This window comes from Streptosporangium album (assembly GCF_014203795.1).
GTDB classification, from domain to species: domain Bacteria; phylum Actinomycetota; class Actinomycetes; order Streptosporangiales; family Streptosporangiaceae; genus Streptosporangium; species Streptosporangium album.
On the sequence record NZ_JACHJU010000002.1, the window covers coordinates 788,549 to 814,862 of the forward strand.

Annotated in this window: 28 protein-coding genes and 1 riboswitch; of the genes, 19 read left to right on the forward strand and 9 right to left on the reverse strand. The window is 71.0% G+C overall.

The window, feature by feature from the left end; genetic code table 11:
• Positions 1 to 109: 109 nt before the first annotated feature.
• Positions 110 to 268, forward strand: a riboswitch (cyclic di-AMP (ydaO/yuaA leader).
• Between the two features lie 106 nt (positions 269 to 374).
• The 4 genes from FHR32_RS27425 to FHR32_RS27440 all read left to right on the forward strand — a co-directional run bounded on the left by FHR32_RS27425 (position 375) and on the right by FHR32_RS27440 (position 4,160).
• Positions 375 to 908 (forward strand): C40 family peptidase, encoded by a 534-nt coding sequence (locus FHR32_RS27425; protein ID WP_184757412.1) that lies wholly within the window; start codon positions 375 to 377, stop codon positions 906 to 908.
• A 77-nt stretch (positions 909 to 985) separates the two neighbouring features.
• A complete protein-coding gene (locus FHR32_RS27430) occupies positions 986 to 1,771 on the forward strand; it encodes a hypothetical protein (RefSeq protein ID WP_184757413.1) in 786 nt (261 codons plus the stop codon).
• Positions 1,768 to 3,045 carry a M48 family metallopeptidase gene (locus FHR32_RS27435; protein WP_184757414.1) on the forward strand — a complete coding sequence of 426 codons (1,278 nt, stop codon included), beginning with the start codon at positions 1,768 to 1,770 and terminating at the stop codon, positions 3,043 to 3,045. Before FHR32_RS27430 ends, FHR32_RS27435 begins: the two co-directional genes overlap by 4 nt.
• Positions 3,042 to 4,160, forward strand: a complete 1,119-nt coding sequence (locus FHR32_RS27440) for a glycosyltransferase family 4 protein (RefSeq protein WP_184757415.1) — start codon at positions 3,042 to 3,044, stop codon at positions 4,158 to 4,160. Before FHR32_RS27435 ends, FHR32_RS27440 begins: the two co-directional genes overlap by 4 nt.
• Positions 4,161 to 4,212: 52 nt before the next feature.
• On the opposite strand, the gene FHR32_RS27445 is transcribed toward FHR32_RS27440, so the two are convergent.
• Positions 4,213 to 6,006, reverse strand: coding sequence for an AMP-dependent synthetase/ligase (locus tag FHR32_RS27445; protein WP_184757416.1), 1,794 nt, complete (start codon positions 6,004 to 6,006; stop codon positions 4,213 to 4,215).
• Between the two features lie 210 nt (positions 6,007 to 6,216).
• Between FHR32_RS27445 and FHR32_RS27450 the strand changes: the two genes are divergently transcribed.
• The 7 genes from FHR32_RS27450 to FHR32_RS27480 all read left to right on the forward strand — a co-directional run bounded on the left by FHR32_RS27450 (position 6,217) and on the right by FHR32_RS27480 (position 12,389).
• Complete coding sequence (locus FHR32_RS27450; RefSeq protein WP_184757417.1) at positions 6,217 to 6,984, forward strand: metallophosphoesterase family protein; 768 nt, start codon at positions 6,217 to 6,219, stop codon at positions 6,982 to 6,984.
• Positions 6,985 to 7,027: 43 nt separating this feature from the next.
• A complete protein-coding gene (locus tag FHR32_RS27455; RefSeq protein WP_184757418.1) occupies positions 7,028 to 7,465 on the forward strand; it encodes an SRPBCC family protein in 438 nt (145 codons plus the stop codon).
• A 58-nt stretch (positions 7,466 to 7,523) separates the two neighbouring features.
• Entirely contained in the window at positions 7,524 to 8,693 is a 1,170-nt protein-coding gene (locus tag FHR32_RS27460; protein WP_184757419.1) for an ArsA family ATPase, read from the forward strand.
• Entirely contained in the window at positions 8,686 to 9,117 is a 432-nt protein-coding gene (locus FHR32_RS27465) for a hypothetical protein (RefSeq protein ID WP_184757420.1), read from the forward strand. The genes FHR32_RS27460 and FHR32_RS27465 overlap by 8 nt, the downstream gene beginning before the upstream one ends.
• Before the next feature lie 22 nt (positions 9,118 to 9,139).
• On the forward strand, positions 9,140 to 10,084 hold the full coding sequence (locus FHR32_RS27470) for an ROK family glucokinase (RefSeq protein ID WP_184757421.1): 945 nt from the start codon (positions 9,140 to 9,142) through the stop codon (positions 10,082 to 10,084).
• Between the two features lie 93 nt (positions 10,085 to 10,177).
• The gene (locus FHR32_RS27475) at positions 10,178 to 10,900 is read left to right on the forward strand and encodes an endonuclease/exonuclease/phosphatase family protein (protein WP_184757422.1); all 723 of its coding nucleotides are present in this window, start codon (positions 10,178 to 10,180) and stop codon (positions 10,898 to 10,900) included.
• Between the two features lie 337 nt (positions 10,901 to 11,237).
• Positions 11,238 to 12,389, forward strand: a complete 1,152-nt coding sequence (locus FHR32_RS27480; RefSeq protein WP_184757423.1) for a hypothetical protein — start codon at positions 11,238 to 11,240, stop codon at positions 12,387 to 12,389.
• A 37-nt stretch (positions 12,390 to 12,426) separates the two neighbouring features.
• Here FHR32_RS27480 and FHR32_RS27485 read toward each other — a convergent pair whose 3' ends face one another.
• Together FHR32_RS27485 and FHR32_RS27490 are read right to left on the reverse strand one after the other, a co-directional pair.
• Positions 12,427 to 12,900: a hypothetical protein gene (locus FHR32_RS27485; protein WP_184757424.1), complete on the reverse strand. Its 474-nt coding sequence runs from the start codon at positions 12,898 to 12,900 to the stop codon at positions 12,427 to 12,429.
• Between the two features lie 66 nt (positions 12,901 to 12,966).
• Complete coding sequence (locus FHR32_RS27490) at positions 12,967 to 13,731, reverse strand: alpha/beta hydrolase (protein ID WP_184757425.1); 765 nt, start codon at positions 13,729 to 13,731, stop codon at positions 12,967 to 12,969.
• 148 nt (positions 13,732 to 13,879) lie between these two features.
• Between FHR32_RS27490 and FHR32_RS27495 the strand changes: the two genes are divergently transcribed.
• The 5 genes from FHR32_RS27495 to FHR32_RS27515 all read left to right on the forward strand — a co-directional run bounded on the left by FHR32_RS27495 (position 13,880) and on the right by FHR32_RS27515 (position 16,189).
• Entirely contained in the window at positions 13,880 to 14,587 is a 708-nt protein-coding gene (locus FHR32_RS27495) for a lysophospholipid acyltransferase family protein (protein WP_184757426.1), read from the forward strand.
• Positions 14,588 to 14,619: 32 nt separating this feature from the next.
• The gene (locus tag FHR32_RS27500) at positions 14,620 to 15,144 is read left to right on the forward strand and encodes a fluoride efflux transporter FluC (protein ID WP_312882720.1); all 525 of its coding nucleotides are present in this window, start codon (positions 14,620 to 14,622) and stop codon (positions 15,142 to 15,144) included.
• Entirely contained in the window at positions 15,141 to 15,500 is a 360-nt protein-coding gene (locus FHR32_RS27505) for a DUF190 domain-containing protein (RefSeq protein ID WP_184757427.1), read from the forward strand. Before FHR32_RS27500 ends, FHR32_RS27505 begins: the two co-directional genes overlap by 4 nt.
• Positions 15,497 to 15,859: a fluoride efflux transporter CrcB gene (crcB, locus tag FHR32_RS27510; protein ID WP_184757428.1), complete on the forward strand. Its 363-nt coding sequence runs from the start codon at positions 15,497 to 15,499 to the stop codon at positions 15,857 to 15,859. Before FHR32_RS27505 ends, crcB begins: the two co-directional genes overlap by 4 nt.
• Positions 15,860 to 15,970: 111 nt before the next feature.
• Complete coding sequence (locus FHR32_RS27515) at positions 15,971 to 16,189, forward strand: DUF421 domain-containing protein (protein ID WP_221466235.1); 219 nt, start codon at positions 15,971 to 15,973, stop codon at positions 16,187 to 16,189.
• A gap of 79 nt (positions 16,190 to 16,268) precedes the next feature.
• Here FHR32_RS27515 and FHR32_RS27520 read toward each other — a convergent pair whose 3' ends face one another.
• A complete protein-coding gene (locus tag FHR32_RS27520; RefSeq protein WP_184757854.1) occupies positions 16,269 to 17,276 on the reverse strand; it encodes a LacI family DNA-binding transcriptional regulator in 1,008 nt (335 codons plus the stop codon).
• Positions 17,277 to 17,424: 148 nt separating this feature from the next.
• On the opposite strand from FHR32_RS27520, the gene FHR32_RS27525 reads away from it, so the two are divergent.
• On the forward strand, positions 17,425 to 17,742 hold the full coding sequence (locus FHR32_RS27525) for an L-rhamnose mutarotase (RefSeq protein WP_184757429.1): 318 nt from the start codon (positions 17,425 to 17,427) through the stop codon (positions 17,740 to 17,742).
• Positions 17,743 to 17,760: 18 nt separating this feature from the next.
• Here FHR32_RS27525 and mmuM read toward each other — a convergent pair whose 3' ends face one another.
• From mmuM to FHR32_RS27545, 4 genes are all read right to left on the reverse strand, one after another.
• Positions 17,761 to 18,624: a homocysteine S-methyltransferase gene (mmuM, locus tag FHR32_RS27530; RefSeq protein WP_184757430.1), complete on the reverse strand. Its 864-nt coding sequence runs from the start codon at positions 18,622 to 18,624 to the stop codon at positions 17,761 to 17,763.
• A gap of 144 nt (positions 18,625 to 18,768) precedes the next feature.
• Positions 18,769 to 20,400 (reverse strand): DUF885 domain-containing protein, encoded by a 1,632-nt coding sequence (locus tag FHR32_RS27535; protein WP_184757431.1) that lies wholly within the window; start codon positions 20,398 to 20,400, stop codon positions 18,769 to 18,771.
• Positions 20,401 to 20,470: 70 nt separating this feature from the next.
• On the reverse strand, positions 20,471 to 22,768 hold the full coding sequence (locus FHR32_RS27540; protein ID WP_184757432.1) for a VIT domain-containing protein: 2,298 nt from the start codon (positions 22,766 to 22,768) through the stop codon (positions 20,471 to 20,473).
• Positions 22,765 to 23,451, reverse strand: coding sequence for a MerR family transcriptional regulator (locus FHR32_RS27545; RefSeq protein WP_246467450.1), 687 nt, complete (start codon positions 23,449 to 23,451; stop codon positions 22,765 to 22,767). Before FHR32_RS27545 ends, FHR32_RS27540 begins: the two co-directional genes overlap by 4 nt.
• Before the next feature lie 111 nt (positions 23,452 to 23,562).
• On the opposite strand from FHR32_RS27545, the gene FHR32_RS27550 reads away from it, so the two are divergent.
• Positions 23,563 to 24,030: a Dps family protein gene (locus FHR32_RS27550; RefSeq protein ID WP_184757434.1), complete on the forward strand. Its 468-nt coding sequence runs from the start codon at positions 23,563 to 23,565 to the stop codon at positions 24,028 to 24,030.
• A gap of 463 nt (positions 24,031 to 24,493) precedes the next feature.
• Here FHR32_RS27550 and tnpA read toward each other — a convergent pair whose 3' ends face one another.
• Entirely contained in the window at positions 24,494 to 24,910 is a 417-nt protein-coding gene (gene tnpA, locus FHR32_RS27555; RefSeq protein WP_184757435.1) for an IS200/IS605 family transposase, read from the reverse strand.
• Positions 24,911 to 24,968: 58 nt separating this feature from the next.
• On the opposite strand from tnpA, the gene FHR32_RS27560 reads away from it, so the two are divergent.
• Complete coding sequence (locus tag FHR32_RS27560) at positions 24,969 to 26,291, forward strand: RNA-guided endonuclease InsQ/TnpB family protein (RefSeq protein ID WP_312882721.1); 1,323 nt, start codon at positions 24,969 to 24,971, stop codon at positions 26,289 to 26,291.
• Positions 26,292 to 26,314: the final 23 nt, after the last annotated feature.

Sequence of the window (26,314 nt, forward strand, 5' to 3'; positions counted from 1 at the left end):
TGGCGTCGCGGTGACACGCCATGTCACCGCATTGCGCGCCTGCTCCCCGGAGCAGGCGTTCCGTTAGAAATCCAACCGGCCGTCGCTCCCCCGAGGGGTTGATCCCCGTCGCGGCGGCCTGCCGAATCCGTGCAGCCAGGAGGCGCGGAACCGGGGACCCATGGGCCCTCAGAGGAGGGCCAGGGGTGAATCGGCATATGTCATGCCGTAGGGCGACTTCCCTGCCCGAATCCGTCAGCTAACCCGGTAGGCATCAGTGGAAGTCCCAAGGAGAAATCCTGTCTACCACCCTGCGTAACCCCCGTCTGTCGCGCCTTGCCCGCCTTTCCCTGGGCGGTGCCGTACTCACTCTGACCGCTTCCTCGGGAGCGGTCGTGCTGGGATCCACGACGGCACAGGCGACGGCCGACACCGGGCCCACTCTCCAGGTCAGAAGCACCGACTCTCAGGTTGAGAGGACGGTTCAGGCCCCCGCCGCCGCGGCGCGGAGCAGCGCCAAGAAGGCGAAGGCCAAGAAGACCACGTTGAGCAGAGCCGCACTGCAGAAGGTGAAGGCCGGTAAGGCGGTCTCGGCGGCCAGGAAGCAGATCGGCGATCCGTACCGGTGGGGAGCCTCCGGTCCCGGCGCGTTCGACTGCTCCGGGCTCGTCCAGTACGCGTGGCGCAAGGCCGGTGTGACCCTCCCCAGGATCACGACCAGCCAGTACCGCGCCGTCAGGAAGAAGGTCTCGTGGAGCCGTCTGCGCCCCGGTGACCTGATGTTCTTCTACGGCAAGGGCCACGTGGGCATGTACGTCGGCAAGGGCAAGATGGTGCACTCGCCGAGCAGCGGCAAGACGGTCCGGTCCGTGAGCCTGAAGGGGTACTACAAGTCCTCCTTCGCCGGAGCGGTCCGCCCCGGCGGCTGACCGAGGGAATCCGGCCCCGTCCGTCCTCCCGGGGACGGACGGGGCCGCTCCATGTCCGTCAAGTAGCATCGGCTCATATGTCCGTCCCGAGAGGGCGCCGCGCCGTGCTCACCGGGATGCTGGCGCTGATGAGCGCAGGCCTGGTCACCGGGGCGGAGCCGCCTTCGGGGGAGACGCGCGGCCCGTGGCCCGGCGCCGCCACCGTGGTCCGCGGTGAGGACTCCGTCGTGATCGGCCACCATGTCCCGCCCGCGCGCCTGCGCGACCTGGCCTCCAGAGCCGACCGCGCCCGCCGGGCCGTCGGGCGGATCTGGGGACCGGTCCGGGCCGTGATCCTCTTCCCCGCCACCGACGCGGAGGCGGCGGCGCTCGCGGGCGCCGGAAGCACCCGTGGCCTGGCCGCGATGGCCACCTCCGACCGGGTGATCGTCCTGCCGTCGGGCTACGCGAGGCTCAACGAGACGGGGCGGGACGTGGTGATCGCTCACGAGCTCACGCACCTGGCCACCGGGGCGACCCGGGGCGGCCGGGTGCCGATGTGGCTGTCGGAGGGGTTCGCCGACTACGTGGGATACCGCGACTCCGGGATCGGGGTCCGCGAGGCCGCCGCCGAACTCGCCCAGGAGGTGCGCGCGGGCCTGCTGCCCACCCGGCTGCCCGTGGCCGCCGACTTCGCCCCCGGCGCCCCGAGGCTGGCACAGGCCTACGAGGAGGCGTGGCTCGCCTGCCGCTACATCGCGGAGCGCTTCGGTGAGAAGGCACTGGTGAGGCTCTACGGTAGCGATGTCGGCAGCGCGCTGGGCCTGTCGCAGGCGGAGCTCACCGCCGCGTGGCGTGATCACCTCCGGAGGGAACTGGAATGACGCGAACCATGACGGAGGCGCGCCCGGATATCCGGGCGGCGGGGTGGGCGCTGGCCGCCCTCGGCGTGGTCACGCTGGCGGTCGTGGCGTTCACCACGCCCTGGCGGGTCCTGCCCGCCACAGCCCCGCCTCTCGTCCCGGACCCGGCCCGTGACTTCACCCCCGGCCAGGTCGCCCGCGCCGACACCTTCGACGCCGCGGTCAGCGCGCCCGCCTACCTCTCGCTCGGCCTGACCCTGGTGGTGGCCGGGATCCTGGTGGGCACCCCGCTGGGCGCGTGGCTCGTCGGCCGGCTGAGGGGCCCGTGGTGGCTGAGGGCGTTGCTGGGCGTCCTCGTCATCTCGGTGGCGGTGGCGGTCCTGCGCTGGCCCCTGGGAATGTGGTCGGAGACCCAGCTGCGCGCGTTCGGCCTGTCCACCCAGGACTGGCTGTCCTGGACCGCCGACCGGATCAAGAACATCGGCATCGGGACCGCGCTGACCGCGATCATGGTGCTCGCGGTGGTCGCGCTGGCACGCCGCTACCGGCGCTGGTGGATCCCCGCGGCGATCGGCGCGTTCACGCTGACCGTGGTCGTCTCCTTCGCCTACCCGGTGGTGGTCGAACCGATCTTCAACGACTTCACGCCGATGCCCGCCGGGCAGCTCCGCGACGACCTGCTCACCATGGCCGCCCGCGACGGGGTGCCCGTCGAGGATGTCCTGGTGGCCGACGCCTCCCGGCGGACCACCGCGCTCAACGCCTACGTCTCCGGGTTCGGCGCGACCCGCAGGATCGTGGTCTACGACACGCTGCTCCGGGCGCCCAGGGACGAGGTCGAGCTGGTGGTCGCGCACGAGCTGGGCCACGCCAAGGCCGGTGACGTGCTGTACGGCACGCTCGTCGGCGGCCTGGGCGCGGCCTGCGGGGCGTGCCTGCTCTACCTGCTGACGTCCTGGAGGCCGCTACGGCGGCGCACCGGCTCCGACTCGGCGGCCGATCCGAAGGCGGTGGGACTGCTCATGGGACTGCTCAGCCTGGTCACGTTCTTGTCCGGCCCCGCGCAGAACCTGGTGAGCAGGCAGATCGAGGCCCGCGCCGACGTGCACGCGCTGGACCTGACCAGGGCCCCGGCCGTGTTCGTCTCCATGCAGAAGCGGCTGTCGGTGACCAACATCTCGGACCTGACGCCGGACGCCCTCGAATACGTCCTCTACGGCTCGCATCCCACGGCGCCCGAGCGCATCGCCATGGCGCGTTCGTGGGCTCGGCTGAACGGCATCCGGGAGCCGTGAGCCGGGCGCTGATCGTCACCAACGACTTCCCGCCCCGGGCCGGCGGCATCCAGTCGTTCGTGCACGGTCTCGCCGCCTGCCGCCCGCCGGGCTCGGTGGTCGTCTACGCCCCGCGGTGGACTGGCTGCGACGGCTTCGACGCCCGCCAGCCGTACCCCGTCGTGCGGCATCCCACCTCGCTGATGCTGCCCACGCGCGCGGTCGCCCGCCGGGCCGTGGAACTGGTCGCCGAGTTCGCGTGCGAGACGGTGGTGTTCGGGGCGGCGGCCCCGCTCGGCCTGCTCGCCCCCGCGATGCGCGCCGCCGGGGTACGGCACATCGTCATGATCACCCACGGCCACGAGGCGTCCTGGACGCAGATCCCGCTCGCCCGCCCCCTGCTGGCCAGGATCGGCGGCCACGCCGACGTGGTCACCTACCTGGGGGAGTACACCCGGCAGAGGCTGGCCCGCGTCATCCCCGCGGGCAAGCTGGTACGGCTCGCGCCGGGCGTCGACACCGGCGTGTTCCGTCCGGACGCCGACGGCAAGGAGGTACGCGCGGCGCTGGGGCTGGGGGACCGGCCGGTCGTGGTCTGCCTGTCCCGGCTGGTCCCGCGCAAAGGACAGGACGTCCTGCTGCGGGCCTGGCCCCGCGTGCTGCGCGCGGTGCCGGAGGCCGTGCTGCTGATCGTCGGCGGCGGGCCGTACCGCAGGACCCTGGAGCGGCTGGCCCGGCCGGTGGCGGACTCGGTGAGGATCATCGGACCGGTGCCGCCGGCGGCGCTGCCGGCCCACCTCGCCGCCGGCGACGTGTTCGCCATGCCCTGCCGTACCAGGTTCGGCGGCATCGACGTGGAAGGGCTCGGCATCGTCTATCTGGAGGCCTCCGCCAGCGGGCTGCCCGTGGTGGCGGGCGCGTCGGGCGGGGCTCCCGACGCGGTGCTGCAGGGGGAGACCGGCCTGGTCGTGGACGGGACCTCCCCGGCCGAGGTGGCCGGGGCCCTCGTCGGACTCCTGCGGGCCCCGGAGCGGGCCCGGGCGATGGGGGAGCGCGGGCGCGAGTGGGTCACCCGGGAGTGGGGCTGGGATCTCGTCGCGGCCCGGTTCGCCCGGCTGCTCGGCCCCGCGCCCTGAGGCGCCTCCCGCCCGCGGCGGGCCGGGACGCCCGCCGCGGCCGGAGCGGCCGTCAGCCGTACAGGGAGTCGACCTGCTTGGCGAAGTCGCGCATCACGACGTTCCGCTTGACCTTGAGGGTCGGGGTGAGGTGCCCGCTCTCCTCGGTGATGTCGATGTCGAGCACCGCGAATTTCTTGATCTGCTCGGCCTTGGAGACCGACGCGTTGGCCCTGTCCACCGCCTTCTGCACCTCGGCGAGGATCGCGGGGTCGGTGCTGAGGTCGGCGAGGGTGGCCCCGGCCCTGCCGTTGGCGCCCTTCCACTGCTCCAGGGCCTCGGGGTCGAGCGTGACGACCGCCGCGACGAACGGCCGGTCGTCGCCGACCACCATCGCCTGGCTGATCAGCGGGTGGGCCCGGATGAGGTCCTCCAGCGGAGCCGGGGCGACGTTCTTGCCCGCGGCGGTGACGAGGAGCTCCTTCTTACGGCCGGTGATGCTCAGGTAGCCGTCCTTGTCGAGTTCGCCGATGTCGCCGGTGTGGAACCAGCCGTCCGTGTCGATCGCCTCGGCGGTGGCCTTCTCGTCGTTCCAGTAACCGTCGAAGACGTGACGGCCCTTGACCAGCACCTCGCCGTCCTCGCCGATGCCGATCGTGACGCCGGGGAACGGCTTGCCGACGGTGCCGATCTTGTTGGCGCCCGGGATGTTCACCGCGGACGGCGCCGAGGTCTCGGTCAGGCCCCAGCCCTCCAGGATCTGGATGCCGGCGCCGCGGAAGAAGTGCCCGAGCCGCTCGCCCAGGGCGGACCCCCCGGACACCGCGACCCAGAGCCTGCCGCCGGTGGCGGCACGGAGCCTGCGGTACACCAGCCTGTCGAACAGGGCGTGCTTGAGCCGCAGGCCCAGCCCGGCGCCGCCCGCCGACTCCGCCCGGCTCCATGCCACGGAGACGTCGGCCGCGACGTGGAAGATCTTGCCCTTGCCGTCGGCGGCCGCCTTCTGCTCGGCGGCGTTGTAGACCTTCTCGAACACCCGCGGCACGCCCAGCAGGAGCGTCGGCCTGAAAGTCTGCAGGTCGGGGCCGACGTTCTTCATGTTCGGACTGTGCCCGAGGACCGTGCCGGTCTCGACGGCCACAACCTGGATGATCCGGGCGAAGACGTGCGCGAGCGGCAGGAACAGCAGCACCGCCTTGTCCTCCGTGACGAAGAGCTGCTCCAGCGGGCCCCGCGCCACGTTCCTGGCGGTGAACAGCAGGTTGTCATGGGTCAGGGCGCAGCCCTTGGGCCTGCCGGTGGTGCCCGAGGTGTAGACGATGGTGGCCAGGTCGGCGATGCCGCGGCCGGTCCTGCGCTCGCTCAGCGTCTCGTCGGACACCTCGGCGCCGCCCGCGGTCAGCTCGTCCAGGGCGCCGTCGTCGATGCGCCAGACGTTCTCGAGCTCCGGCAGCTCCTCCAGCACCTCCCGGACGGTCTCCTCGTGCGAGGACAGCTCCACGAAGACGGCCTTCGCGCCGCTGTTGGAGACGATCCACTTGACCTGGTCGGACGAGGAGGTCTCGTAGATCGGCACGGTGACCGCGCCGGCCGCCCAGACGGCGTAGTCGATCACGGCCCACTCGTAGCGGGTGCGCGCCATCAGGGCCACCCGGTCACCGGGTCCGACGCCCGCCGCGATCAGCCCCTTGGCCACGGCGGCGACCTGATCGCGGAACTCCCCGGCGGTGACGGCGATCCAGTCGTCGCCGGCCTTCCTGCGGAGGCTGACGGTGCCCGGCTCCCGCTCGGCGCGCTGGAACACCGTGTCGGTCAGGTTGGCTGAGGAGGGGACATCCACCAGTACGGGGACGCTGTACTCGCGCACGGGTCGCTCCTGAAGACGCACGGATCAATGGGATGCCTGAAGCTATCGCGATAAGTTACGCGCGGGTAGATCCGTGCTCCAGACGGTGCCGAAGGCGATTTCACGGTATCAGCCACGCGATGCCGCGCCCCCGGACCGCCCTTCCACCACCTGCGTCGCATCTAAGTTGTTACTTATGTCCGTATTTTGCCAACAGTTAAGATGTCCGGCATGCGGGTTCATGTCGTCAGCGATGTGCACGGAAGGGCCGACGCCCTGGCTCGTGCGAAAGACGGTGCCGACGCGCTCGTCTGCCTGGGCGACCTGATCCTGTTCGTCGACTACGACGACCACTCCCAGGGGATCTTCCCCGAGCTGTTCGGCCGGGAGAAGGCCACGCAGCTCATCACGCTCCGGACGGCCAAGCGGTTCGACGAGGCACGGGCCCTGTCGGCCGAGCTCTGGGCGTCACTGGACGGCGACCCCCGCGACCACATCGAGCGCTCCGTCCGCCGGCAGTACGACGAGATCTTCGCCGCCATGCCGACCCCGGCCTATCTCACCCACGGCAACGTGGACCTGCCGCGCTACTGGCCCGACTATCTGAGGGAAGGCCACCACCTGCTCGACGGGCAGACCGTGGAGCTCGGTGGGCTCCGGTTCGGCTTCGTCGGGGGCGGGCTGCGCACGCCGTACCGGACGCCGAACGAGATCGACGACGAGGAGTTCGCGCGCAAGGTGGAGGCCGTGGGGGAGGTGGACGTGCTCTGCTGTCACATTCCCCCCGCCGTCCCCGAGCTGCTCTACGACGTGGTCGCCCGGCGCTTCGAGCGGGGCAGCGAGGCCACGCTGGAGGCGATCCGGCGGACCCAGCCGCGCTACGCCCTGTTCGGCCATGTGCACCAGCCCCTGGCCGCCCGCACCCGGATCGGCAGGACAGAATGCCTCAACGTGGGGCACTTCCGCGGCAGTGGAGTTCCCTTCGTCCTTGAGTGGTGAGCCGGACGCCCGCTGGGAAAGGCTGAACGAGTACGGTAAGCCCATGGCTGATCGCACCACTTCAAGCATCATGATCGGCGCGGGCCGGTCCCCCATCATGACGGTGATCGCAGACTTCGCCTCATATCCGGAGTGGGCGGGCCAGGTGAAGTCGGCGCGGGTCCTGTCCACCGACGAGGACGGGCTCCCGGCCACGGTCCGGTTCGTCCTGGACGCGGGCGTGATCAGCGACGAATACACCCTCGCCTACACCTGGCACGGCGAGGACTCCGTCGACTGGAGCGTCGCCGAGGCCGGGAAGATGGTCTCCGGGCTCACCGGAAGTTATCGTCTCGCGGGCGGGGGCGGCGGCACGGAGGTGACGTACGAACTCGCCGTCGACCTGAAGGTGCCGATGATCGGCATGATCAAGCGGAAAGCGGAGAAGGTCATCATCGACACCGCCCTGAAGGGACTGAAGAGGCGCGTCGAGGCCTCGTGAGGAGGCCGGACCGTCGGGCCCGCGGGGCGGAGGCCGGACCACCGGGAAGGGAGGGCGCGTGAGCAGGGTCCTGCTGTTCACCGGCAAGGGCGGCGTCGGCAAGACGACCGCGGCGGCGGCCACCGCCACGCTCGCGGCCCGGTCAGGGCGGAAGACTCTGGTGGTCTCCACCGACACCGCCCACTCGCTCGCCGACGCGCTCGGTCTGACCGCCGGCGGCGAGCCCACCGAGGTCTCGCCCGGCCTCTACCTGCACCAGGTGGACACCCAGAAGGCGCTGGAGCGCCAGTGGGGCGATCTGCGCGACTACGCCAGGGGCTTCCTCACCGAGCTGGGTCTCGACGAGATCACCGCCGAGGAGATCACCGTCCTGCCGGGTGCCGAGGAGGTCATCGCCCTGCTGGAGCTCCGTGATCAGGCGCGGAGCGGCCGCTGGGACGTCGTCGTCATCGACTGCGCGCCCACCGCCGAGACGCTCCGGCTGCTCGCGCTGCCCGAGGCCCTCGACTGGCACGTCAACCGCCTGCTGCCGGTCGGCAGGCGGCTCCTGCGCACGCTCTCCCCGCTGGTCCGCCGGGTGGCGCAGGTCAGCGTGCCCGAGGACCACGTGATCGGCGCCGGGGAGCGGCTCCACCGCGGCCTGATGGAGGTCCGCGAGCTGCTCACCGGCCCCGACGCCAGCGTCCGGCTGGTGCTCACCCCCGAGGCGGTCGTGCTGGCCGAGGCCCGCCGCACGCTCACCTCCCTCAGCCTGTACGGCTACCGCGTCGACGCGGTGATCGCCAACCGGGTCTTCCCCGCCGACGGCGCGGATCCGTGGCGGCAGAGGTGGGTGGCGGCCCAGGCCAGGCACCTGGCCGACGTCGAGCAGTCCTTCGCTCCACTGCCCGTCCACACGGTCCCCTACCTGGACGCCGAGCCCATCGGGACCGACGCTCTCGCCGCCGTCGCCGAGGCGATGTACGGCGAGGCCGACCCTTTCGCCCCGCCCACCGGGGATCCGCCGCTGCGGATCACCCCCGAAGGCGAACTGATCCTGGCACTGCCGCTCGCCGAGAAGGACGAGGTGGACCTGGCCCGCAAGGGCGACGAGCTGATCGTCAACGCGGGCTCCTACCGCCGCGTCCTGGCCCTGCCCACCGCCCTGGCCCGCAGGTCCGTGCAGAGTGCGGTGCTCCGCGACGGCCTTCTCCGGGTACGGTTCCAATCGGGAGGGCCTGATGACTGAGAAGACCGGAAAGCCGGAAAACGACAGAGATCCACTGGGCAGCGCGGCCGAGGAGGCGTTCAAGCTTTTCGACGCGCTCCAGCAGAGAGCGGCCAGGGAACTGCGCAAGAACCTGGTCAGAGGAACGATGGCCGGGTTCGGCGGCGCGTTCTCCGGCGGCTCGGGGCGCGGCGGCCGGGACGTGTGGGAGGAGGCGGTCTCCGAGCATGACGAATACATCTGCCGGGCCTGTCCCGTCTGCCGTGCGATGGCCGCCCAGCGCGAGTCCGGCACAGCGGTCACCGACAACCTGATGCAGGCGGGCAGCGAGCTGTTCTCCGTCTTCAAGTCGGCCGTCGACGGGCTGAACAGGCCCTCGCCCGCGCAGCGGGCACGAGAGCGCGGCAGGGATGAGACCCCCGTGGAGCACATCGACCTGGGGTGAGCCCAGAGGGAAAGGGTGGACAATGGCGCTGACCATCGGCGTTGACATCGGCGGCACCAAGGTCGCGGCGGGCGTCGTGGACGACGACGGCCGGATCGTCGAGCAGCTTCTACGGCCCACCCCGGCCACCAGCCCCGAACAGGTCGCCGAGACGATCGCCGAGGCGGTCCGGGAGCTGTCCAAGAACAGGGAGATCGAGGCCGTGGGCCTCGGCGCGGCCGGGTTCGTCGACGAGACCCGTTCCATGGTGCGGTTCGCGCCCAACCTCGCCTGGCGCGAGGAGCCCCTGCAGAAGAAGGTCTCCGACCTCGTCGGCCTGCCCGTGGTGGTGGAGAACGACGCCAACGCGATGGCGTGGGGCGAGGCCAGGTTCGGTGCCGGGCGCGGCGAGAGCCATCTGGTCTGCGTGACCGTCGGCACCGGCATCGGCGGCGGGATCGTGCTCGACGGCTCCCTCTACCGCGGCCGCTGGGGCATGGGCGCCGAGCTCGGCCACATGCAGGTGGTCCCCGAGGGGCGCCTGTGCGGGTGCACCAACCGGGGCTGCTGGGAGCAGTACGCCAGCGGCAACGCCCTGGTCGCCGAGGCCAGGGCGATCGCCGAGGCGGATCCGGCGCGAGCCGCCACGCTGCTGGAGATCGCCGGCGGCTCCCCCGGCCAGATCGAGGGCCAGGAGGTCACCGAGGCGGCCAGGCAGGGCGACCCGGCCGCCCTGGCGGCGTTCTCCGCGATGGCCAAGTGGCTTGCCCAGGGGCTGGACGACCTCGCCGCGGTCCTCGACCCGGGGTGCTTCGTCCTCGGCGGCGGCGTCTCGCGTGCCGCGGACCTCTGGATCGACCAGGTCCGTGAGGCCTTCGCCCGCAACCTGACCGGACGGGGGCACCGGCCCCTGGCCGACATCCGCCTGGCCGAGCTGGGCGCGGCGGCGGGCCTGGTCGGTGCGGCGGACCTCGCCCGGCGACGCTGAGGCGTCCGTGGGCCCTGGTCCGCCGGGGCCCACGGGGCTACGCTCGCGGCATGTCTCGTCACATTTCATGACGTTTCGCCAAATGAGGTAGCCGTGGTGCTCAGGGTCGCCAGCTACAACGTGCGTTCCATGAAAGACGACGTCGCCGCGCTGGGGCGGGTGATCACCGCGCTCCGCGCCGACGTGCTCTGCGTTCAGGAGGCCCCCCGGTTCCTGAACTGGCGCCGCCGGCGCGGGCGGCTGGCCGCCTCCGGCGGACTGACCGTGGCGGCGGGCCGTCGTCTGGGCGGGGTGGCCGTGCTGGTCGGCCGGGATGTGCGCCTGCTGCACGGCGAAGGGCACCTGTTGAGGTGCTTCCTCGGCCTGGAGCGGCGCGCGATCGCGATCGCCGTGGTGGAGTCCGGAGGACATCGGGTGGCCGTCGGATCGATCCACCTGGATCTCGACGGGGCCGCCAGGCTTTATCACGCGGGGGAGGCACTGGCCCTGCTCCGGGCGGCCGCCGACCGGTTCGACGCCCTGCCGGTGCTCGCCGGAGACCTCAACGAGCACTCCCACGACCTGACCTGGTGCCATCTCGCCGAACGCCTGACCGACTGCCATCCGGCCTCGCCGCACGGTGACGGCTTCACCTTCCCCGCGCGGGGGCCGCGAGAGCGCATCGATGCGATCTTCGCGGCGGCGGGGTTCCCGGTCATCTCCTGCGGTGGAGCCGACGCCGACCCCGCCGACCTGGCAGTCGCCACCGACCATCTGCCCGTGGTCGCCGAGCTGGGCCCTCCGCGTCCGGTGGACGGAGGCCTCCGGGGAGGGTGACGGGAAAGGCGCGAGGCCGGCGGAAGATCTTCGTCAGTGACTCGACCTTGATCATGACGACATCCTTCATGTGATGGATGCGGTACGGCAACTACTTTCCGCGCTCACATCTCCAGCCGGCTGGTGCACCTGCTCGCCACCGCAGCCTTCACCTGGTCGGCGCCGTCCACCGGCCAGACCGTGCTCGCCTCCCGGCGGGGGACACCAGCCGGGCGACGCCCGACCCCCGGCCGGATCGCGCCGGTCCGCGGCGTTGCGGATCCGCCCGATGTGCCATCTGGACGCTGTTCAAGGGGAGCCGCACGAGGGGCCGGGCGTGGCCCGTACCATTTGAAGCATGACCAGTCGCCTTCCGCGGCGTGCACTGGCGCTGTGCGCGGGAGGCGTGCTCCTGTTCTCCACGCCTGTGCTCGCCGCCCATGCCGAGCCTGTCCGCCCGCCCGTCGCGGAGGCCTGGCAGGCGCCGACAAGTGCCCGGCTGAGCCGGGACGGGTCGCTGTCCGATGTGGCCGGGGTCTCCGCCACCGATGTCTGGGCGGTGGGGCAGCAGAGCGTCTGGGACATCTGGCAGAGCCGTGGTGCGATCACGCACTGGGACGGCGTGAGCTGGACCGAGGTCGGCATCCGCAACGACCCCACCGGCGCCGGTCTTCTACGGTCGGTGGCCGCCGCCTCGGCGACCGAGATGTGGGCGGTCGGGGAGGGACATGACAGCCTCCCGTACCTGGCGAGGGGGGACGGGGCGGCCTTCGACAGGGTCACCGTCGAAAAGCTGCGGGTGGGTGACTGGCTGGGCGGGGTCGCCGCCCTCCCCGGCCGGATGGCCGCGGTCGGCCGGCGCGACCAGCAGCCGCTCGTCGTCACCGGCACCGGAGGCGGCAAGTGGAAGATCACACAGCTCAAGCAGGACGGCACGCTGTACGGGGTGGCGCTCTCGGCCAAGAGCGACGGATGGGCGGTGGGCGACACCGGAGACGGCCCTCTGATCGCGAGGCTCACCAACGGGCACTGGAAGACCTTCCCGGTCCCCGACATCCCCGGCGGCTACCTGCGCGACATCCACCTCGACGGGCCGAAGCGGGCGCTGGCCATCGGCGGTGTCTACGACGAGTCCGGCAGCGGGGTCACTCCGCTGGTCCTGTCCTGGAACGGCAAGAAGTGGCACCGGTTGAACCCGCCCCGGGGCGACGTGCGCCTGTACGGCGTAACCGGCGACCGCAAGGGTCACTTCTGGATCTCCGGGGTGGACCTGAGCCGGCCCGGTGAGGCGTTCCTGCTCCGCTACGACGGTCACACGTTCACCGCGCTGCGCGGCACGGCCGGCGCCGCTTCGCGGACCGTCCGGCTCCAGTCGGCGGCCTACCTGCCGGGCAGCGGCACCGTGCTGACCGTGGGGCACGTGGTGGACGCGGCCGGCCGCTACACCGACGTGATCGAGCGGCTCAGCACGGCGGGGCGGCCCGCCACGACGGAGCACGACAAATCGTAGTCGCCGGGTGACGGCGCGGGCGTTCCGGCCGTGGCCGTCAGAGGACCGCGCCGTCGTCCCAGCCGGAGTCGTTGGGTGGACCGTCGCCCATCCGCACCACCAGCGCCACGAAACCGCCGATGAACGCCGCGACCGCGGTGAACAGCATCCAGCCTTGCAGGTTCCAGTTCAGGGCGGCGCTGAGCAGCAGGTAGGCCGGGCCGCCGAAGAGGCCCAGCCATGCGATCTTGGTCGTGGTGTCCATCCTGGGCAGTGGAGGCGGCGGCGGGGGGACGTAGTGGCCCTCGTCGTCGGGATCCTCCTGCTCGGTGTCGTCGCCGTCATCGGCGGAGCCGTCCTCCGCCGGTGGGCGCTCTTCCCCGTCCGACTGTTTGAGCACGCGTCGGAGAGGTTCGGAGGGCAGGTTCTCGCTGTCGGGCCACGGCTGGTCGGCCGCGTCGCGTTCAGCGGTGTCATTGAAGGACGCGACGATCTGACGCCAGACCTCGTCCTCATCGCTTTGAGGTGTCACTTAGCTGAGCTCGTTACTCATCGGTCGGCCACTTCCTCCCGGAAACCGCGCATCCCCCATGTGCGATCAGTCCCTCTGCAAGGGTACCGAGGCGTTCGTATGGATGAACTCCACGCTCCCCGCAAAGATCCGATCCGCGTCATTGTCGAGCGTCGCGACGTGGTAGCTGTCGTTGAGCTCCACCACATTAAGATTCCCCCCGCTCAGCCTCTCACGCAGGATACGCACACTGGCCGGTTTCACCACATGGTCCTGCGGACTGTGGAAGACCAGCACCGGCTGGGTGACCTTGCCCAGTTCCGCCTGGGTCAGCGCCCACAGCCGGGGAAGGGTGGCCGCGGCCCTGACCGGCGTGCGTGCGTAGCCCAGCTCGGTCACCCCCTCCTTCTTGATGTCGCCCGCCACGCCCGGCACCGACGAGACCACCAGTCTGAGCAGCGGCGCCAGCCTGAGCAGGGGCACGTCGTTGGTGATCGACGGATTGACGATCACCAGTCCTCTGATCCCCTCACCGTGGACCTCTGCCAGCCGCAGCGCCATGCAGCCGCCCAGCGACAGGCCCATCACGAAGACCTCGGCACAGCGGCCACGCAGATCCGCCAGGGACTTGTCCAACTCGGCGTACCAGTCCTCCCAGCGGGTGCGGCTCATCTCCTGCCAGGTGGTGCCGTGGCCGGGCAGCCGGGGCAGCGCCACGGTCATGCCCGCCGCGGCCAGGTGTTCTCCCCATGGGCGCAGGGATTGGGGCGATCCGGTGAATCCATGGCAGAGCAGGACTCCGATCTGCCCACCTTTATGGTGGTACGGCTCCGCGCCGGGCATGACTGGCATCGCAGCTCCTTGTAAGGTTCGCCCGATCGTCGCACGAGTGGGGCGTATTTTGCGAGAGGTCGATATGAGTGGTTTCGCAATGTAGTTGGCCGGGTCCGAAGGTGCGAAGATACCTCCAGGTCCCCCCTGCCGATCGAAGGAGCCCCGCGTGTTCTACTGGGTGGTGAAGGCCATCCTCTGGCCCTTCCTCCATTCCGTCTTCCGTCCGTGGGCGGAAGGGGTGGATAACGTGCCCAAGGAGGGACCGGTAATCCTGGCCGGCAACCACCTGTCGTTCGCCGACCATTTCTTCGGGGCGCTGTTCCTGCCGCGAAAGGTGATCTCTCTCGGCAAGTCCGACTATTTCACCGGCCGTGGGATCAAGGGGATCCTCAGCCGTGCCTTCTTCAGCGGCGTCGGGACCGTTCCCATCGACCGCTCGGGCGGCAAGGCCAGCGAGGCGGCGCTGCGCACCGGCAAGCGCATCCTCGGCGAGGGCCAGGTGCTCGCCATCTATCCCGAGGGCACCCGATCCCACGACGGGCGCCTCTACAAGGGCAAGACCGGCGTGGCCAGGCTGGCCCTGGAGTCGCGCGCGCCGGTCATCCCGTGGGCGATGGTCAACACCTTCGAGATGATGCCTCCCGGCCGTCTCTTCCCCAAGCTGGGCATCCGCCCGGGAGTGAGGTTCGGCAAACCGCTGGACTTCACCCGCTACTACGGGATGGAGGAGGACCGCCTCGTCCTGCGCGCCGTCACCGACGAGATCATGTACGCGCTGATGGAGCTCTCCGGCCAGGAGTACGTCGACAAGTACGCCGCGAGCGCCAAGGTCGAGGCCGCCCGGCTGGCGAAGGAGAACAGGGGCCGGGGCTAGGCCGTACGAGCGAGGTAAGGGGGGGAGAATCCGTGGCCGAGACACCTGACACACCGGGTCGCCATGTGCCCGGCCCCGTGACCGCTCCCGGGGCCGATCCCGACGTCGACCTGCGCGTCGGTCGTCAGCGCGCCGAACTGAGCAGGGCCCCGTGGGCGATCCTCGGTGCGATCTCGGCCGGAGGCGTGCTCGGGGCGCTGGCCCGTCACGGCCTGGCCGTCGCGTTCCCGCATTCGCCGGGAGGATTCCCCTGGGCGATCTTCGGCGTCAACGTGGCCGGATGCCTGCTGATCGGTGTGCTGATGGTGCTGATCACCGAGATCTGGCAGGCCCACCGGCTGGTCCGCCCGTTCCTGGGGGTCGGAGTGCTGGGCGGGTTCACCACGTTCTCCACCTACGTCGTCGACATCGGCCGTGCTGTCGCCGCGGGCGCCCCGCGGACCGCTCTGGTCTACCTGGCCGCCACGGTGGTCGGCGCGCTGGCCGCGGTCTACACCGGAACCGCGCTGACACGCGTGATCACCCGCAGGAGGCAGCCGAGTAGGAGACGATCATGAAGCTTCAGGGGCCGGCCCTCCGGCTGACGATCTTCATCGGCGAGACCGACCAGTGGCACCACAAGCCTCTCTACCACGAGATCGTGCGCCGGGCCCACCGCGCCGGGCTGGCCGGGGCCAGCGTGATGCGCGGCATCGAGGGCTACGGCGCCTCCAACCACATCCACACCACCCGGATCCTGTCGCTGTCGGAGGACCTCCCGCTCGCCATCGTGATCGTCGACGCCGAAGAGCCGGTCCGGGCGTTCCTTCCCCAGCTCGACGAGCTGGTCGGTGAAGGGCTGGTCATCATCGACGAGGTCGAGGTGATCCGCTACGTCGGCCGGCCGGGTGATCCGGCCCAGGAGACGCGGTGAGCCTCCTGCTGGTCGCGCTCGGCGCCGCCGTCGGCGCACCGCTGCGCTACCTGACCGACCGTGCCGTCCAGGCCCGCCACGACACGCTGTTCCCCTGGGGCACCTTCACGGTCAACGTCATCGGGTCGGCCGTCCTGGGGTTCCTGGCCGCCCTGCCGGCGAGCGGCGCGGTGATGGAGCTGGCCGGCACCGGGTTCTGCGGCGCGCTCACCACCTACTCCACCTTCAGTTACGAGACGCTGCGGCTGGTCGAGGACGGCGCCCGCCTGTTCGCCCTGGTGAACGTCGCCGCCAGCGTCGCCGCCGGTCTGGCCGCCGCCTTCTGCGGCATGTCCCTGGCCCAGGTGTTCGTCGCCTGACGCGCCGGCCCGCTGGTCCGGCGCCACCCCGGCCTCCCCGCCGGACATGGATGGTCTGAGCGGACGTGGCAGGACATCCTGATCACCGGTATCCCGCTGGCGGAGAAGGCCGTGCGCACCGTGGTGGTCTACCTCGCGGTGGTGATCCTGCTGCGGGTGATCGGCAAGCGGGACATCGCCCGGCTCAACACCTTCGACCTGGTGGTGATGCTGCTGCTGTCCAACGTGGTGCAGAACGCCATCATCGGCCCGGATAACTCGGTCTCCGGGGCCGAGTCCCGGCACGAGGGGCCTGACGGCGATCATCACGGAACCGGCGGATCTCCCTGACCGGGGGCTGCTGACCGGTCCGCGGTGATGCCGGTGATGTTCATGGAGAACCACACCACGGGACAGTTCGGCGTGGAGGTCAGCGGCTCGACTCGCGGACGACCAGCTCGGGCTGGAACATGATCTGCTGGTGGGCGTGGGACTCGGGGTTGTCGCACTCGTCGAGCAGCAGCTCGGTGGCGACCCGGCCCAGCCGGTGAGTCGGCTGCCGGACCGAGCTGAGCGAGACCGCCGAGGCCGAGGCGAAGTCGATGTCGTCGTAACCGATGAGCGCGACGTCCTGGGGCACCCGGACACCCGCCTGCAGGAGCCCGCGCATCATGCCCAGGGCCAGGAGGTCGTTGGCGCAGAACACCGCGTCCGGCAACCGTCCCCCGGAGACCATCTTCTCGGCCGCCTCCTGGCCCGCCCGGGCGGTCATCGCGTTCATCGTGATCTGTCGCATCGCCTCGCCCGGGTCGCGACCGGCCGCCGCCAGCGCCTGTTCGGCCCCGATCCGCCGGTCGAGGCACTGGCGGATCGTGAGGGGACCGGTGACGTAGGCGATCCGCTCGGCCCCGCCGCCCAGCAGATGGGAGACCGCCAGTGCGCCGCCGGCGACGTCGTTGACCGCCACGGAGCACTGGTCGGGGCTCGTCGCGGGGTAGTCCACCAGGACCGTGTTGATGCCGCGTTCCCTGAGCTGGTCCAGCCTGCCGGACCCCGTCCCCGTCGGGGTGATGAGCACCCCCCGGACCCGGTGCTCGGCGAAGACCAGCAGGTTGCGCTCCTCCTTGAGCTCGTCGCCCGAGGAGTTGCCCAGGATCACCGCGTATCCACGCTCGCTGGCCACCTCCTCCACCCCCGCGGCCACGTCGGTGAAGAAGGGGTTGCCGATGTCGATGACCGACAGGCCGACCGTGCGGCTGTGCCCGGCCCGCAGGCTGGAAGCGGAACCGTGGCGGACGAATCCGAGCTCGCGGATGACCCCCTCGACTCGGGCGCGGGTGGATCCGGCGACCTTCTCCGGGCGGTTGAGCACGTTGGACACCGTGCCGGGGGAGACGCCTGCACGTGCCGCGACGTCCTTGATGCTCACCGAACCCATGGGCACTGAGTAAAACGTAACAACCACCCGGGCGCCACCTTCCGTCGCCGGTGGGCACCGGTCGCTCCGACCGACCGGGTGTTGACAGTGGTGACACGTCACCCGTAGGTTCACCAGCGTTTGTTAAAACGTTTTTAACGAGGTGCCCGTGAAGCGCGTCTGCTTCCTGCTGAAGGTACGGCCGGACCGGCTGGAGGAGTATCGCGAACGCCACGCCACGGTGTGGCCCGAGATGCTCGACGCTCTGCGGGCCACCGGCTGGCACAACTACTCACTGTTCACACGGGACGACGGGCTCCTCGTCGGTTACCTGGAGACCGACGACTTCGAGGCGGCCCTGGCGGGAATGGCCGCGACCGAGGTCAACGCGCGGTGGCAGGCGGAGATGGCCCCGTTCTTCGAGAACCTGGAGGGACACCCGGACGAGGGCATGATGGCACTCGGCGAGGTCTTCCACCTCGACTGAGCCGCCGCCTCTCCGGGCTCAGCCCGTCCTCAGGTGCTCACGGATCTGGCGGATGTGCTCGGGGGTGGTACGGCAGCAGCCCCCGACGAAGGCGGCACCCGCGGCGGACCACCCGGCCGCCGCCGCGCCGAACTCGTCGGGGTCGGCCAGCCCGAGCCAGCGGCGGTTCACGGCGTCCCAGGTCTCCCCGGAGTTCGGGTAGGCCATCACCGGCTTGCCCTCGATCCGGTCGATGAGGCTGGGCACGTGGCGGGGGGCCGTGCAGTTGACACCGACGGCGATCACCTGAGGGTTGCCGGCGAACAGCGCGGCGGCATCCTTGATCGGGGTGCCGTCGTTGATGTGCTCGCCGTCGCGGCAGGAGAAGCTCACCCACGCCCGCGTTCCGGGCGTCTCGGCGAGCAGCCGGCCCAGCGCCCTGGCCTCGGCGTAGGACGGAATGGTCTCGCAGGCCAGCAGGTCGGCCCCGCTGCCGGCCAGGATGTGCCAGCGCTCCCGGTGCCAGTCGGCCAGACCGTCCTCGTCGAGGTCGTAGTCGCCGGTGTACTCGGAGCCGTCGGCCAGGTAGGCGCCGTAGGGGCCGACGCTGGCGGCCACCGTTCCCGTGCCGTGGAGATCCCGGGCCTCCACGGCCAGACGCACCGACAGCACGATCAGCTTCTCGGCCTCGTCGGCACCGAGCCCCCGGCGTACGAACGCCGGAATGCTCGCCTGGTAACTCGCCGTGGTCGCCACCTCGGCCCCCGCGGCGAAGTAGTCGAGGTGCGCCCGCCTGATCAACGAGGGGTTCTCCAGCAGGAGCCTCGCCGACCAGAGCTCGTCCCGCAGGTCGGCGCCGAGCGCCTCCAAGTGCGTGGCGAGGCCACCGTCCAGAATCACCATCTCACTCCTTACAGGTCACTCGCACCGGCGCCCGAGCTGGTCGGCGGACCGCTCATCAGGAAAGGCCCCGTGCGTGACCGTGACACGGATCGCGGGCAGTCATCACGCCGAGCCCCCGCGATCCGGACCATATTCTTCCCGGCGTCAGCCGATCCTACGCAGGGCGTCGGCCAGACCGGACAGACCCACCGGCCCGAGCTCCAGAGCCGCGGTGTGCCAGCGGCGCAGGTCGAAGGCCGCGCCCAGACGCTGCCGGGCCTCCTCGCGGGCGGCCAGCCAGGCGCGCTCACCGAGCTTGTAGGAAGGAGCCTGCCCCGGCCAGCCGAAATAGCGGACCACCTCGGCGTGGACCCGGTGCGGCTCGCCGCGGCCCTGGTTGAGCAGCACGTCGCACGCCTTGTCGAAGGTCCACTTCGAGCCGTCGGGAAGCGGCAGGTCCAGGTGGACGCCGATGTCGATGACCACCCGCGCGGCCCGCAGCGCCGACCCGCCGAGCATGCCCAGCCGGGCGCCCGGATCGGTGAACCAGCCCAGCTCGTCGGCCAGTCGTTCGGCGTAGAGCGCCCAGCCCTCGCCGTGCCCGCTCACCCAGGAGTTCTTGCCGAAACGTGACAGGCCGTCCCCGGCCACGCGGGTGGCCCCGAGCTGGAGGTGATGGCCGGGCACGCCCTCGTGGAAAACGGTGGTCAGCTCGTTCCAGGTCCCGAACCGGTTCTGGTCGCCGTTCACCGGCCACCAGGTGCGGCCCGGCCGTGACAGGTCCTCGCTCGGCGAGGTGTAGTAGGCCGCCCCCGAGGTCGAGCCCAGGGCCAGCGTGACGTCCACCCGGCGCAGCGGCTCGGCGATGTCGAAGTGGGTTCCGTGCAGCTCTTCGACCGCCCGGTCGTGACGCTCCTGCAGCCAGCCCCGGTAGGCGTCCAGGCCCTCGACGTACTGGGTCTCGTTCAGGATCGCGGTCGCCTCCTCCACCGAGGCGCCCGGCCGCACCAGCCCCGCCTCGGCCACCAGCTCGGCCTCGATGCGGGCGAGTTCGGCCCAGCCCCACTCGTAGGCGTCCACCAGGTCGATGTCGGCGCCCAGGTTGAGCCGGGCGGCCACCGCGTAGCGCTCGGCGCCGACCGCGTCCCGCTGGGTGGCCCGGGGCGCGTAGTCCTCGCGCAGGTAGCGGGCGGCCTCGGCGTAGGCGGTGTGCGCGGCCGCGGCGCCCCGGTCCAGCTCGCCGCGGACCGGGCCGTCGCCGTACCCCGTCACGAGCTCTCGGTGCGTGCCGTCGGTGGCGAACAGGTCGAGCTGTACGGCCAGCTCCAGCGCCTGGCGGCGGGCCGCCGGCATGTCCTGGGCGAGACCCGCCTCCAGGCTCGCCCGCCAGCCGTCCAACATCCGCGGGACAGCCGAGAGCCTGGCCGCCACATCACGCCACTGGTCGTCGGTGCCGTGCGGCAGCAGATCCACGCTGTCGCGCAGGTCGGTGACCAGCCCGAACGGCGCCCGCACCGCACGGAGCGGCTCGCCGATCTCGTGCCAGGCGAGCTCGGCCTCAAGGCGCTCGCGCAGGTGTGCCGCGGCCCGGACGTCCGCTTCGCCCTGCGGCTCCAGGGGGGCGAGCTTCCTCAAGGTCTCGCTGATCAGGGCGGCCCGGGCGGCGTTGCCGTCCGGGCCGTAGTCGGTGGCCGCGGCGAACGGGATATCGAGCCCTTCCATCCCGGCGCTGACCGGGTCGAGCACTGCCGAACGGGTGACATATTCATCGCAAAGGGCGAAGATCGGGCTGGTCATCCCGGCACTTTAGCCGACCTGACCTGGGAGGGCACCTGACAATCGACGCGACCTGACTCCTCCGGACCTCTCACCGCTTCCAGAAGGGGCGCCGCTCCCCGGACCGGCTCAGCGCCTCCAGCCCGTCGACGGCCCGGCGCCACAGCGCCTCCACATCCCCGCCGGTCTGCAGGTCTGCGGCCAGGGCCTCAAGCTCCGCGTGACCGCCCAGGTAGACAGCCAGGGCCGCCAGGCGGCTGCCCAGATCCGCGAGGTAGCGCAGCCGGTCGGCGGCGCCGAGAGAACCGGCGGCGCGCAGCCGCTTCAGCTCCTCCTCGATCTCGGCCCGGGGCAGCTCCCTCGCCCCGGAGGGCACGGGGCCGGACGGCCTCATCTTGCCTCGGGTGGTCCCGGACGCCATGTTCCACGCCGCGCCGCCCGTCCCGCCGGCCGTGAACCTCGGCGCCGCGCCGGGGGCCGCGGGCGCGGGCGCGCCCGCCTGCGGCTGGGCCATCGAGGTCAGCATCATCGGCGCCGCCGTGACGACCGGACTCTCCCAGCCGCTGGGCAGCTCCACCGGCTGGATCACGCGATGCCCCGGCCCGCCCTCGGCGACCACCGTGCTGTCGACCGCGACGAACGCGGTGAACCGGCAGAGCACGCCGTACGTGAGCGAGATCCCGACGATCTCCTCCTCCAGCGAGTGGTCACCCGCGGCGTAGCGGTCCTCCAGGACGCGCAGCCGGGCTCGTGCCCAGATCGCCCGCGTCGCGGGACTGTCCGTGCGCGACCCGGCGACCCGCCGCTCCCAGGGCTGCCCGGCCGAGTCCAGCCCGTGCACGGTCAGCGCCCCGGACGCGTCTCCCCGGTAGCGTCCCAGGACGGTGAGCGGCACCCCCGGGTAGATCGAGCCGAGGTGGCTGACCGTGCCGGGGACGAGGTCGAGTCCGTCGGCCTTGAGGGACAGGTCGGTGACCAGCGGGGCGCCGATCCTGCGGTGGATGTGCTCCATCGCCTCGTCCAGACGGTCCTCCGACTCCACCAGCTCGCACCGGCCCGCGCCCAGTCCGGCCAGCCTGCCGAGGAACCCGGCGTTGACCGCGCGGTCGATGCCGACCGTGTGCACCCGCATCCCGGCCAGTCTGGCGCCGACCCGCTCCAGGATCTGGTCCTCGTTGCCGACCTGCCCGTCGGTGACGAGCACCAGGACCCGGTCCCGGGCCGAGTCGGCGAGCAGCGCGACGGCCTGCTCCAGCGGGGCCAGGATCTCGGTGCCGCCCCGCGCCTCCAGCCGGGCGAGATGCTCCACCGCGCGGTAGCGGTTGCGGTCGGAGGCCGGTGACAGTCCCGGGCCGAGCCCTTCGGGTGCTTCCACCACGGTGTCGAAGGAGAGCACCGCGAACCGGTCGCCCCCGGTGAGCGTGTCGACGATGCGGGCGGCGGCGCGTCGGGCGGCGACCATCTTCCAGCCGGTCATGCTGCCCGAGCGGTCCAGCACCAGCGCGACGTCCTTGGGCGTGGCCGCGCCCCGGGCCTGCTCGGGGACGACGGTCAGAGTGAACGTGCCCTCCTCGCCGTCGCCCGCGTCAGGGACCAGCGCGAGCGAGGTGGAGGTGCCGAAGGACAGGCGCAGGATGAAGTCGCGATCCAGCCGCTCGCCCGGCTGGAGGCTGACCGTGGTCCCCTCCTGGAGGACGGCGTGCAGGCTGGAGCGGATCTCGCGCAGTTCCAGCCCGGCCGGATCGACGGAGACCGCGAGCGAGAGCCGTACCGGATTGGGGAAGCCGGGCAGCAGCACCGGGGGGGTGATCCGGGAGGCGTCCGGGACCGCGTCGGTGTCGGGGGACCAGCCGCCGCCCGCCTGGTCCCCGTCGAGCGGGGTGCCGGGGATGTAGCGGGGAGCGACGACCAGGGGGAAGCGGAAGGTCGCCGCGCCGTCCTCGTAGGGGAGCGGCTGGTTGAGCGTGAGATGCACGGTGACCCGCTCGCCCGGCACGATGTTGCCGACCCGGATGGTGAAGACGTCGGGCCGGTCCTCCTCGGCGATCGCGGCCCGCCTGCCCTCGGCGACCGCCTGGTCGTAGTCGGCCCTGGCCTGGCCGCGCTCCTTGAGGATCCCTTCGATGATCCGTCCGTCGGCCTCCATCCTGAAGGCTGTCACGGCGGCCCGGTCGGGCAGCGGGAAGACATAGGTGGCCTCGAGCGCCACGTCGTGCGGGTTGCGGAAACCCTGGACCACCTCGACCCCGGCGATCAGCCCGGACACGGCGGCGGTGACGTCCACGCTCTCCAGCGGCAGGTTGCCGCGCTCGGTGAAGAGTGCTCCCAGCCCGGCGTCCGGGACGGGCTCGCACTCCTCCGGTCGTAGCGTTGCGATGGAGGTGATCATGACGACTTCCCTTCGGCAGGTGCGAGGTCGTGTTTGCGCAGGACCGCCAGGAGCACCCCGGAAGCGGCGGCGATCTCGGCGAGGCTCTCGGGCGAGGGCGTACGGCCGTCGCCGTCGAGCAGCAGGGTCACGCCGGTCGCCAGCCGTACGCCGTGGACGATCACGGCGGGTGCGTGGGAGGGCGGCGGAGTGACGGGCGGGGACGCCGGTGGCCGCGATGGGGCGGGTCCGGGCGAGGTGGCCCGGGTGGGCGCGCCCGCCTGCGGTGCGGCCGGTCTCGGCATGAGAGGGCCGGCCTGCGCGGTGGCGGACGACGACGCGGCCGGCTCGGCCCAGAAGCGCGGGCGCGTGGCCCTGGGCGCGGGCGGCTCCGCCGGAGGCGCCGGGAGGCTGGAGATCGACTCCAGGATCTGGTCCCCGGCCCCGGCCAGCTCGGCCTGGATCTCGGCGATCGTCCGGCCGTCGGCCTGACGTCGTTTGACGGCGATGAGCTGGAGAAGGTGGCGCCTGCCGTAGAGGGCGACGCGACCGCGGCGGGCCGACGGCGGGTCGAGCAGCCCGATCGTGGAATACCACCGGATGAGGCGTTCGGTGGGCATGTCCCTGACCCGCCCGTTGAGCTGGGCGGTCGGGGCGAGCGCCGCGGAGGCCCGCTCCGCCAGTTCACCGATGGTCCATTCCATATCTCGATAGTGACACTGTAATCGTGACACTGTCAACATTAGAGGAGAGAGGAGTGGGTAGGGACGTTTCAGTACAAACCGGAAACCGATGTCGAAACGGGGGGACATTTCATGTCCGCGATCACCAGCCCGCTCAATCCCGAAGACAAGAAGGTCGTCGCCGTCGCACTCCAGGGCGCGCTCGTCGACCTGCTCGACCTGTCGCTGCTGACCAAGCAGGCACACTGGAACGTGATCGGCCACAACTTCCGCTCGCTGCACCTGCAGCTCGACAAGATCGTCTCAGCGGCCAGGAAGCACGCGGACACCGTCGCCGAGCGCGCGGTGGCCCTCGGATGCAACCCCGACGGCCGGGCTTCGACGATCGCGAGCACGACCGAGGTGCCGCAGCTGGAGACGGGCTACATCAACGACGGCAAGGTCGTCGCCGCGATGACGGACATCCTCGGGTCCATCACCCGCCGGATGCGTGAGCGCATCACCGCCACCGAAGAGGCCGACCTGGTCACCCAGGACCTCCTGATCGAGATCACGCAGGACCTGGAGAAGCACCACTGGATGATCGAAGCCCAGCGCTAGACCGTCCCGCCGAAGGCGCCCCGGCCTCCACGGCCGGGGCGCCCTTCCCGTCCCCGGGGCCCGGCCTGCCGGGGCTCCGCGTGGACGAGGGGCTCCTGCGGATCCGCTGATCCGGCGGGAGAACGAGAGTGGGCGTTCCGCTGTTCATCGCGATCATGGGCGAGTTAAATGGCGACATGATCGGAAGTCCTCCAGAGGAGACACCGGGCCCGTCGACGATCCGGGAACGGGGACCGCGCCTGTCGCCGTTCACCCGCACGCTGACCGGTCCTCCCGGCCGCTGGCTGCTCCCTCTCACCGCGTTCGCCGGGCTTGCCCTGCTGTACGGCGTGAGCGCCCCCGGCGGTTACCGATGGTCCGCAGAAAGCCTCGGCCTTCGGGCCGGGGATGAATGCGGTCCCCGTCAGGGGATGGCCCGCCGTCAGGCGAGACATCCCGGAGCGCGAAGCGCGGACCCAGAACGTCAGGCTGGGCGGCGTTGCTGTTCGATGTAGGCCTTGATGATGGTCAGCGGAGCTCCGCCACAGGAGGCGGCGAAGTAGCTGGGGGACCAAAAGTGGCCGTGCATGACGGCGCGGTTGACCCGGCCGGTGAACTCCTTGCGTAGGTAGTGCGAGGACACGCCCTTCAACGAGTTGACCAGTTTGCTGATGGCGACTTTGGGCGGGTAGTGGACCAGCAGGTGGATGTGATCGTCTTCGCCGTTGAACTCGCGTAGCTCGGCCTCGAAGCCGTCGCACACCTCGATCATGATTTCTTCGCAGCGGCGCAGCATCTCGTCGTCGAAGACGTTCCTGCGATATTTGGTCACGAAGACCAGATGGGCATGCATCGCGGAAACCACATGTCTACCGCGCCGGTATTCGGCTTCCTGAGTCATAGACCAGAGCTAATGTGTTCGAGTCTGTGAGATGTGAGCGACAGGTGGGGCAAGGGAGGTGTTTCGCATACTGACGGGGCGCAAGTACCGGCTGGAGTTGGACTTCGGGCAGAAGCTGTTCGCCGAGCGGGTGGCCGGGATCTGCCGGTCGGTGTGGAACACCGGCCTGGAACAGCGTCGCGCCTATCGGCGCAGGGGCGCTTTCATCGGCTATGCCGGGCAGTGCGGGCAACTCGCCGACGCCAAGGGCGAGTTCACCTGGCTGGCCGACGCTCCCGCCCAGGTCATCCAGCAGACGCTCAAGGACCTGGACGAGGCGTGCCGCAGGCACGGCACCTGGAAGGTCCGCTGGAAGAGCAAGGCGAAGTGGACGCCGTCGTTTCGGTTCCCGACCGCCAAGCACATCCCGGTCGAGAAGATCAACCGCAAGTGGGGGCGAGTGTTCCTGCCCAAGTTCGGGTGGGTGAGGTTCCGTCTGTCGCGCCCGCTGGGCGAGAGCGTGAAGTCCGCGACCATCTCGCGCGACGGTAAGCACTGGTTCGTGTCGTTCCTGGTCGACGACGGCATCACTCAAATGGAGGGGCATGCACGCCCCGACCGGGTGGCGGGGGTGGACCGGGGGGTGGTGACGGCTGCCGTCACCTCCGGCGGGGAGTTCTTCGACCGCCGCCATGCCGGCGAGTCCGGCGTGTCCTCGCCGGTGCCCCCGAAGGAGGAGAAGGCCGACCGCGAGGCCGATCTGGGCTACCTGTCGGCCGGTGAGGCGGAGCGGTGTCTGCGGCTGCAACGCCGGTTGGCCCGTACGAAGAAGGGCTCGGCCCGGCGCAAGGTGGTGGCCGGTGAGGTGGGGGAGATCATGCGGCGGGTTCGGTGGCGCCGGGCGGACTTCAACGCCCAGAGCGCGCACCGGCTCACCCGCGACTACGGGCACATCGTCTTGGAGGATCTGGGCGTCCGTGGCATGACCGCCTCGGCGTCCGGCACGATCGAGGAGCCGGGTTCGCGGGTCGCTCAAAAGTCTGGCCTCAATAAGGCGATCTTGGATAAGGGCTGGTATGGGCTGGAAGTCGCGTTGCGGTCCAAGGCGCGCTGTACCGGCAGCGTCATCGGTAAGGTCCCTGCTGCCTACACGTCCCAGACGTGCTCGGCTCCGGCCTGCGGGAAGGTGGACGCGAAGAGTCGTGAGAGCCAAGCCCTCTTCCGTTGCACCGCCTGCGGGTATACCGAGCACGCTGACGTGAACGCCGCAAAATGCATCAGGGCCAGAGGACAGGCGGCCGGGCCGGTCGTCTCAGGGCGTGGAGACTCGGGGTTGCCCGGGTCGGTGAAGCGTCAAGCACCCCGTTCCATAGCTCGCGGCGTGCCGCGGGCTGCCGCGTAAGCGGCACGGGAATCCCCGTCCTT

What these genes read in the sequence shown, in the direction of transcription:
- FHR32_RS27430 (WP_184757413.1), top strand. Translation starts at nt 986, where the DNA reads ATGTCCGTCCCGAGAGGGCGCCGCGCCGTGCTCACCGGGATGCTGGCG.
- FHR32_RS27435 (WP_184757414.1), top strand. Translation starts at nt 1,768, where the DNA reads ATGACGCGAACCATGACGGAGGCGCGCCCGGATATCCGGGCGGCGGGG.
- FHR32_RS27450 (WP_184757417.1), top strand. Translation starts at nt 6,217, where the DNA reads ATGCGGGTTCATGTCGTCAGCGATGTGCACGGAAGGGCCGACGCCCTG.
- FHR32_RS27455 (WP_184757418.1), top strand. Translation starts at nt 7,028, where the DNA reads ATGGCTGATCGCACCACTTCAAGCATCATGATCGGCGCGGGCCGGTCC.
- FHR32_RS27465 (WP_184757420.1), top strand. Translation starts at nt 8,686, where the DNA reads ATGACTGAGAAGACCGGAAAGCCGGAAAACGACAGAGATCCACTGGGC.
- FHR32_RS27470 (WP_184757421.1), top strand. Translation starts at nt 9,140, where the DNA reads ATGGCGCTGACCATCGGCGTTGACATCGGCGGCACCAAGGTCGCGGCG.
- FHR32_RS27480 (WP_184757423.1), top strand. Translation starts at nt 11,238, where the DNA reads ATGACCAGTCGCCTTCCGCGGCGTGCACTGGCGCTGTGCGCGGGAGGC.
- FHR32_RS27490 (WP_184757425.1), bottom strand. Translation starts at nt 13,731, where the DNA reads ATGCCAGTCATGCCCGGCGCGGAGCCGTACCACCATAAAGGTGGGCAG.
- FHR32_RS27505 (WP_184757427.1), top strand. Translation starts at nt 15,141, where the DNA reads ATGAAGCTTCAGGGGCCGGCCCTCCGGCTGACGATCTTCATCGGCGAG.
- FHR32_RS27520 (WP_184757854.1), bottom strand. Translation starts at nt 17,276, where the DNA reads ATGGGTTCGGTGAGCATCAAGGACGTCGCGGCACGTGCAGGCGTCTCC.
- mmuM (WP_184757430.1), bottom strand. Translation starts at nt 18,624, where the DNA reads ATGGTGATTCTGGACGGTGGCCTCGCCACGCACTTGGAGGCGCTCGGC.
- FHR32_RS27535 (WP_184757431.1), bottom strand. Translation starts at nt 20,400, where the DNA reads ATGACCAGCCCGATCTTCGCCCTTTGCGATGAATATGTCACCCGTTCG.
- FHR32_RS27540 (WP_184757432.1), bottom strand. Translation starts at nt 22,768, where the DNA reads ATGATCACCTCCATCGCAACGCTACGACCGGAGGAGTGCGAGCCCGTC.
- FHR32_RS27545 (WP_246467450.1), bottom strand. Translation starts at nt 23,451, where the DNA reads ATGGAATGGACCATCGGTGAACTGGCGGAGCGGGCCTCCGCGGCGCTC.
- FHR32_RS27550 (WP_184757434.1), top strand. Translation starts at nt 23,563, where the DNA reads ATGTCCGCGATCACCAGCCCGCTCAATCCCGAAGACAAGAAGGTCGTC.
- tnpA (WP_184757435.1), bottom strand. Translation starts at nt 24,910, where the DNA reads ATGACTCAGGAAGCCGAATACCGGCGCGGTAGACATGTGGTTTCCGCG.